At 66.4% G+C, this 8,062-nt stretch carries 6 protein-coding genes; 4 read left to right on the top strand and 2 right to left on the bottom strand.

Going from position 1 to position 8,062, the window contains the following annotated elements; genetic code table 11:
- The 4 genes from ACLFRM_RS04600 to ACLFRM_RS04585 form a co-directional block, all read left to right on the top strand.
- Window positions 1-1,046, top strand: a 1,046-nt coding sequence (locus tag ACLFRM_RS04600; RefSeq protein WP_410754542.1) for a TolC family protein, incomplete at its 5' end; no start/stop codon positions are given.
- 43 nt (window positions 1,047-1,089) lie between these two features.
- A complete protein-coding gene (locus ACLFRM_RS04595) occupies window positions 1,090-2,217 on the top strand; it encodes an efflux RND transporter periplasmic adaptor subunit (protein ID WP_410754541.1) in 1,128 nt (375 codons plus the stop codon).
- Window positions 2,214-5,537 (top strand): efflux RND transporter permease subunit, encoded by a 3,324-nt coding sequence (locus tag ACLFRM_RS04590; RefSeq protein ID WP_410754540.1) that lies wholly within the window; start codon window positions 2,214-2,216, stop codon window positions 5,535-5,537. Before ACLFRM_RS04595 ends, ACLFRM_RS04590 begins: the two co-directional genes overlap by 4 nt.
- Window positions 5,538-5,633: 96 nt before the next feature.
- Entirely contained in the window at window positions 5,634-6,353 is a 720-nt protein-coding gene (locus ACLFRM_RS04585; protein WP_410754539.1) for a cupin domain-containing protein, read from the top strand.
- Between the two features lie 25 nt (window positions 6,354-6,378).
- Here ACLFRM_RS04585 and ACLFRM_RS04580 read toward each other — a convergent pair whose 3' ends face one another.
- Window positions 6,379-7,032 carry an ABC-type transport auxiliary lipoprotein family protein gene (locus ACLFRM_RS04580; RefSeq protein ID WP_410754538.1) on the bottom strand — a complete coding sequence of 218 codons (654 nt, stop codon included), beginning with the start codon at window positions 7,030-7,032 and terminating at the stop codon, window positions 6,379-6,381.
- Window positions 7,033-7,078: 46 nt separating this feature from the next.
- Complete coding sequence (locus ACLFRM_RS04575; protein ID WP_410754537.1) at window positions 7,079-8,059, bottom strand: MlaD family protein; 981 nt, start codon at window positions 8,057-8,059, stop codon at window positions 7,079-7,081.
- Window positions 8,060-8,062: the final 3 nt, after the last annotated feature.

The following is an 8,062-nucleotide window of genomic DNA, read 5'->3' as shown; positions in this document are numbered from 1 at the left end:
TCCAGACCTCGCTCAAATTGTCCGTGCCCGTCTACAACGGCGGCAAGATCCGCGAGATGCGCACCCAGGCCCAGGCCCTGCTGCAGGCCGCCCAGGCCGGCGACGAGGCCGCCCGCCAGCAACTGGTGCTGCACACCGTCGAGGCCTACGCCGGCATCAACACCGCCGAGGCCTTCGTCAAGGTCGCCCGCCAGGCGCACGAGGCGGCCACTTCCTTCCGCGATCTCTCGCAGGAGCTCCACGACGAGGGCGTGGTCACCAGGGCGGATCTACTCAAGGCCGAGGTCAATCTCGGCGAACGCGAACTCGATCTCGAGGCGGCACGCAACCAGGCAGAGAACGTCACCGACGGGCTGAAGGTGCTCGCGGGGCTCGACACCGCCCGTGAGCTCGAGATCAGCGAGGTGATCGACGTCCCGTTGCCAAAGACCGATCTCGAGTCCGCCCGCGAACAGGCGCTGGCGAACAACCCCCGGGTTCAGGCGCTGCGCGGCCAGGTAGCCGCCTCGCGATCCGAGGTCGAAGTCGCTCGCGCCGAGTTCAAGCCACAGTTCAACCTGATGGCCCAGCAGGACTTCAACAGCGAGCAACCGGGTCTGCGCAATGACAGCTACACCGTCGGTGGCGTGCTGAACTGGCGTGTGCTCGACTTCGGTGCGCGTTCCGGTCAGGTCGACCGCGCCCAGGCGCGCGTCAACGCGAACATGGCCGAACGTCAGCAGGCCCTCGACAAGCTGATCAACCAGGTCGGCAAGGTCTGGCGCGAGGCGCGACTCGCCGAGCGGCGTGTACAGATCCGCTCGGCGGCCATCGAGCAGAGCAAGGAGGCCGTTCGTCTCGAACGCCTGCGCTACGAACAGGGCGTGGCGACGATGACCGAACTCCTGGCCGCGCAGACCGAGCTCGACAACGCCCGTGCCGAACACATCCGCTCCCAGTTCCAGCGGACCATGCAGCGGGCCTCGCTGTGGCTCGCCCTGGGTGAACTGGACCCGTCGCGCATCGCCGCCCGGCCCAAGACCGATGCCGGAAGCGATGCCAGCTGAACCGCTCCACACCCCCGTACCCAATAGAACAAACGAAGCCGACATGAACACCGAATCGCGACACCCGACCCGACTCAATGCGCCCGGATTCCTCCTCTGGGCAGTGGCCGCCTCCAGCCTGCTGCTTGCCGGTTGTGGCGACAAGACCCCCGAAAACCAGGTCGGACCGGCCAACGAGGGGACAGAGATCAGCGGCGAATGGCTGACCGTCGAGCCCACGGAGGCCGACATCCATGCCTGGTTCCCCGGCACGGTGATCGCCAGCCAGCAACTGCCGGTCGCCTCGCGCATGTCGGGTTTCGTCCGCGAGCTCAAGGTGGACGCCGGTGACGCGGTCAAGGAAGGCGACGTCCTGCTGGTGATCGACCCGGCCAGCCTCGAAAGCCAGATCCGTCAGGCCGAGGCCAATCTCGCCAAGGCGCGTGCCGGCTTCAACAACGCGCGCGAGGAATACGAACGCTTCAAGCGCCTGTTCGAAAAGGACGCCATTCCCGAGCAGCAGTTCAACCAGGTCCGACTCGCCTACGACTCCGCCCGCGGCGATCTCGATGCCGCCGAGGCAGCCCTGGATCAGGCCCGTTCCGAAACGGGATATACCCGCATCGAGGCGCCGTTCGATGGTGTCATCACCGAGCGTCGGATCGAACCGGGCCAGCTGGCGAACCCGGGGCAGCCGCTGCTGATGCTTCAGGGCGACGAGGCCCGCGAGATCCGCGTCGAAGTCGATGATTCCGCCTTCGCCGAGCTGCCGACCGGCACCGAGACCCGGATCAGCTACCGCGATGCCAAGGCGGTCGAGCGCGACTTCACCGCCACCGTGGTCACGGCCATCTCGGCGGCCGACCCGGTCACGCGTACGCATACCGTCAAGCTCGCCGTGCCCGACTCGGTGGATGTCAATCCAGGTCAATACGTCAACGTCCGGGTGACCCTCGACAGCCGGGAGGCGATCGTGCTGCCGCAAGACGCGGTTCACCAGCGTGCCGGCATCGACGGGGTGTTCGTCCTGGACGACCAGGACCGGGCGCGTTTTCGCGCGGTGCGCCTTGGCCGGTCGGCCGATGGCGAGGTCACCGTCCTCTCCGGGCTGTCGGCCGGTGATCGCGTGATCACCCAGTCCGACGGGCATCTGGCCAATGGCGTGACCGTACGGAGCGAGCAGGCGTCATGAGTCAGGCCAACCAGCAAAACGGAGCCGGGAAGCGCCTGAACATCGCCGGCCGCCTGGCCGAGACCTTCCTCTACTCCAAGATCACCGCCCTGATCATGGTCGGCCTGACCCTCTTCGGCCTGCTGGCGATCGTGATCACGCCGCGTCTGTACAACCCGGAGATCGTCGTCCCCGGCGCACAGATCATGGTCCAGCGTCCGGGCCATGACACCGGGCAGATCGAGGACCAGGTGGTCAAGCCGCTCGAGGCGCTGATGTCGAACCTGCAGGGTGTGGAACACACCTATGGGGCGGCCATGGACGACATGGGCGTGGTCACCGTGCAGTTCGAGGTGGGCAGCGACGAGGAACGCAGCCTGGTCCTGCTGTACAACGAGATCACCCGGAACATGGACCGGCTGCCCCCGGGCACGGAATTGCCGCTGGTCAAGAGCATCGGGATCACCGACGTGCCGATCATGACGGTCACGCTCAGCTCCGAGGCCCTCGACGGCATGCAGTTGCGCGAGATCGGCAAACGCTTTCTCGAACAGCTGAAGAACGTACCCAATGTCGGCATCAGCGAGGTGATCGGCGGACAGCGCCGCACCCTCTCCGTCGAGGTCGACCCCTACCGGCTGGCCGCCACCGGCCTGTCGATGAATCGCCTGAGCCAGTTGCTCGAGGGCAGCAACGTGGTGATGCCCGGCGGTGAGCTCAGCCAGGACAATCAGCGCATCCAACTGCGGACCGATGCCGCCTTCAGCGGCCCCGAGGATCTCGAGAACCTGATCATCGGTCAGAACGACGACCGGCCGATCTACCTGGGCGAGGTCGCCGATATCGACTACGCGCCGGCGGACGACGGGCTGATCACCACGCACACCTTCGGCCCGGGCAACGCGGCCGGCAAGCCGGCCGGGGATCCGCACGCCGCGGTCACCATCACGATCGGCAAGCGGCTGGGCACCAACGCGGTGACGGTGGCCGACGCGGTCAAGGAAAAGCTCGACGTGATCGAGCGCGAGTTGCTGCCCGACCAGGTCGACATGACCATTACCCGAGACTACGGGGTGCGCGCGGACACCGCGGTCAACGACCTGTTCGAGTCGCTGGGCATCGCCATCCTGATCGTGCTGATCGTGCTGTTCTTCTCGCTCGGATGGCGGGAAGCCATGATCGTCACCATCACCGTGCCGCTGACCCTGTTCGTGGTGCTCGGGGTGAGCTGGATCTTCGGCCAGACCATCAACCGTATCTCGCTGTTCGCGCTGATCCTGTCGCTGGGGATGCTCGTGGACGCGGCGATCGTCGTGGTGGAGAACATCCACCGTCACCTGCATGAAGGCAAGGACCCGTCGTTCACCAACGTGCTGGTCAAGGCGACCAACGAGATCGGCAACCCGACGAATATCGCCACGCTGGCCATCATCCTCGCCTTCGTCCCGATGGCCTTCGTCTCCGGGATGATGGGCCCGTTCATGCTGCCGATCCCGCTCAACGTGCCGGTGGCGATGATCGCCTCCCTGCTGCTCGCCTACATGGTGGTCCCCTGGGCCGCCTACCGCTGGCTGGGCGCGAAGGCACGCAAGGCGCTGGCCTCGCGGGAGACGCTCGAGGGCGACATGAACCACGAGGACTGGCTGCAGCGGGTCTACAAGGCCACGCTGCGCCCGCTGCTGCGGTCGCGCTGGCTGTCGCTGGCCTTCCTGCTGCTGGTCGTCGGCCTGCTGATCGCCTCGATGATGATGCCGGCCTGGCAGTTCATCCGCGGGGCGGGCATGAACGGCCCGCTCTCACCCGGCGGGGTCGGGCTCAAGATGCTGCCCGAGGGCAACGTGAGCACCTTCCTGCTGGAGGTGAATACCCCGGAGGGCACCGCCCCGGAACGTACCGCCATCGTCGCCGACGCCATCGGGCGGACCCTGGCCGAGAACCGCTACGTCACCGACTACCAGACCTACATCGGGCAGACCGCGCCGCTGACCTTTGCCGGCATGGTGCGCGGGGACGCGATGCGCCAGTCACCCAGTCTGGCCCAGATCCGGGTGAACACGGTCGGTCGCGATCAACGCCCGGTGACCAGCGAGATGGCCGTCGAGGTCTGGGACGAGCTGACCGAGGTGCGCGAACGATTCCCCGAGTCGCGGATCAAGCTGTTCCTCACGCCGCCTGGCCCGCCGGTGCGATCGCAGGTGCTGGCCCGCATCCACGGTCCAGACTACGAGACCCTGCGCAGGGTCGCCGGCCAGGTTCGCGAGCGATTCGACGACGTCTACGGCATGATAAACGTCGACGATTCGGTCACCGGCGACGTGCAGCAATATCGGGTGAAGGTCGATCACAGCCGGGCTCTGCAGTCCGGCATCGCCCCGGCCGAGGTCGCGAAGACCATCAACCACTACGTCGAAGGCCACAACCTGGGGACCGTGCACGACACCGGCACCTCCGAGCCCGTCAACGTGGTGTTGCGTCTGGCCCGGGCCGATCGTGCCTGGATTCGTCAGGTCGAGGACCTGACGGTCACCGGCGAGAGCGGCAAGCCGGTGCGCATCGGCGACCTGGTCACCATCGAGCAGACCGTGGCCAACAAGCCCATTCTCGACCGCGACCTGCATCCGGTGGTCTACGTGCAGGGCGACCTGCTCGGCTCCAGCCCGGTTTACGCCACGCTGACACTCAACAAGTGGCTTAACGAGATGGAGCTCGACGGCAACGTCGAGATCACCACCGGCAACCTCGGCTTCGTCGACACCCAGCCGGACGATCTCTCCGGCTACGAGGTCCTCTGGGGCGGCGACATGCGCCTGACGCTGGACGTGTTCCGCGACCTCGGTGCGGCCTTCATCGTCGCCCTGGTGTTCATCTACCTGCTGCTGGTGGCCTACTACCACTCGTTCATGCTGCCGGTGATCGTGATGGGGTCGATACCACTAACCCTCGTGGGGATCTTCCCCGGGCACTGGCTGTTCGACATGCCGTTCAATGCCACCTCGATGATCGGGTTCATCGCCCTGGCCGGGATCGTGGTCCGTAACTCCTTGCTGTTGATCGATTTTGTGATCGACTACCGCAAGGAGGGCTTCGGCCTGTTCGAATCCGTGCTGCAGGCCGGTGCCGTGCGGTTCCGCCCGATCCTGCTCACGGCGGTAACCATCATGCTGGGTTCGGCGGTGATGGTGCCCGATCCCGTCTTTGGCGGGCTGGCGGTATCGCTGATCTTCGGCACCTTCGCCTCGACCATGCTGACCCTGGTGGTCATCCCGATCATGTACTACTTCTGGCAGCTCGATCAGCAGATCAAGGCCGAGAAGAAGGCACGCAAGGCTCAGGCCGCCTGAGCCCCCCGGCCCGATGAAAGCCGCGACCCGCTTCAGGCCGGTCGCGGTTTTTTTTGACTACGCTTTGGCCATCCAGCAACGAGGATCGAACGAGCGATGGCAGAACACCCGCTGACACCCCGGCACGCCGACCTGTTCGAACGCGCGGTGGTCGATACCAACGCCCTGCCCTGGGTCGCCTCGCCGGAGCCGACCGTGGAACGCAAGCTGATCGAGCGCGAGGGCGGTGACGGCACCCGGGCGACCAGCCTGGTACGTTTCGCCCCCGGCGCCGCGTTCCCCGTGCATGTCCATGACGGGGGCGAAGAATTCCTGGTGCTGGAGGGGGCGTTCTGCGACGAGACGGGTTGCTTCCCCGCCGGGCACTACGTGCGCAACCCGCCTGGCTCACGTCATCGTCCCAGCGCGCCGGAGGGCTGCGTGATTCTGGTCAAGCTGCATCACCTCGACCCGCGCGAGCGCGAACAGATCGTGGTCGACACCCGGAACACGGCGTGGCAACCGGGGCTGGTCGAGGGGCTGGAGGTAATGCCGCTGGGCGGGTTCGAGGGCGAGCACACCGCGATGGTGCGGTGGGCGCCGGGGACGCGTTTCAAGCCGCATCATCACTTCGGTGGAGAGGAGATCTTTGTCGTGGAAGGCACGTTTGCCGACGAGCACGGTCGCTATACCGCCGGGACCTGGCTGCGCAACCCGCACTGGAGCCTGCATCAGCCCTATTCCGAGACCGGCTGCACCATCTGGGTGAAGACCGGGCACCTGCCGATCCCCGACTCCTGGTACGAGGAAGTGCGAGGGAACCGGCCGACCGGCTGAAACGCCGTCCGATCGCCCCTTCCCTTCAGTCGGCAGCCGGCACCACCTCGGCGTCTGCGGCCAGCTGCCCGGCCAGCCGGGCCCCCTGCTCGACGAGGCGGCTCATCAGGTCGTCGACCAGGCGCTGGGCGCCCGTCGCGTAGCCCTCGGCGTTGTCGGCGTCGAGTTCGGTCGTCTCGTCGAAGACCGTCGCCTCGACCAGTTGCCGCTCGGCAGCGCGATACCAGCTGCAGGCCACCTTCAACCGCACCTTGCCCTCGCGCACATCCTCGGAGGCCGGTTCGAGCAGGTGTTCCAGGCGCTGGATCTCGCAGTAGAGGCTCAGCTCGGCCGGCACGCGCGCCCCACCCCGAACGACGGTACGGACCCAAGGCTGGGTCGAAAGGGTCTCGTCGATGATCTCGTTGAGCATCACGCCGGGCGGGCTCGCCCAGCGGCTGTCTCGGTAATAGGCGAGCGACTGGCGACCGCGACTGTAGGCCATGTCGCGGCGATCGATCGCGCTGGCCGCGCGCGTCTCGACCAGGCGCACGATCACGCGCTCCGCGGTTTCTGTCGGCGCGTCGCTCACCTCGGGCGCGAGCAGGCGCCACTGCTGCGGCTCGCCATTGCGTTCCGGAAACACGGTACAGCCACTGCCCAGCGCGACCATCAGGCCCGTCACCAGAAAATGTTTCATCTTTCCAATCGGATACGCCATTGTTCTGTCGCTCGGGTTGACGTTATCAGCGTTGCCGGTCACCGGCCTCGCCCGGTCCCGGCGCTCGTCGATCGCTGCCGAACAGGGCCCGGGAGGGATCCTCGTCGAGCGTCGAGGTGAACTCGCTCAAGCGGCGCGAAAGCTCGCGCACGTCGCGGATCAGGAGACTCATCTCGGGCAGGGTCTGGCGCGAGATCTCGTCGGCCGCCCGCTCGCCGGCCTCGCTGAAGCCCACGGTGGCCTCGGCGGCGATCGCCACGCGGTCGGCGGTCTGCTCGAAGGTATTCATGGTTCCGGAAACCCGGACGATCGCCTGATCGAGCGAGTCCATGGTCAGCTCGGCACGGCCAAGCAGCTGTTCACCGTTCTCGGTCAGTTCGGCGGTGTTCTCGGCGGTGCGCGCGGCGTTCTTCATCAGCGAGCGCAGTGTCTCGCGCTCCTCGGCGAGGGTGCCGCTGACCCGGTCGAGATTCGCGACGGTGCGTTCGATCGCCTGGAGGTTATCCTCGCGCAGCAGCCGATCGATGCGCTCGCTCACGGCCACCAGGCGCACCATGGTGTCGTTGAGTCCGCCCTCGAGCTTGGAGAACAACGAGGGCTCGTAGGGGATGACCGGGCAGCAGGCATCCGCCTTGGCCGACAGATCCTCGTCGGCCGATCCGCCCTTGAGATTGAGCACGCTCAACCCCGTGACGCCCTGCGGCTGCAACTGGGCGCTGGTATCGGCACGAATGGGCACGGTGTGGTCGATCAGCAGGCGAATCCGGATGTTCTCGGGGTTGTTTCGGTCGATGCGGATCTCGTCGACGTAGCCGACGTCGACGCCGTGGTAGTAGACCCGGCTGTCGCTGTTCAACCCGGAGACGCTGTCGGTGGCGTAGACCAGGTACGGACTGTACTGGCGTGCGGAACCGCCGCTGTACAGCCACCAGGCGCTTGCCAGCGCCGCGCCGAACAGCAGCACCACGAACAGTCCCACGATGCTGTAGTTGACCTTCGATTCCATGAC

It is taken from the genome of Guyparkeria sp. (assembly GCF_046540515.1).
Taxonomy (GTDB): Bacteria; Pseudomonadota; Gammaproteobacteria; order Halothiobacillales; family Halothiobacillaceae; genus Guyparkeria.
This window is presented reverse-complemented; position numbering and strand designations above follow the sequence as displayed.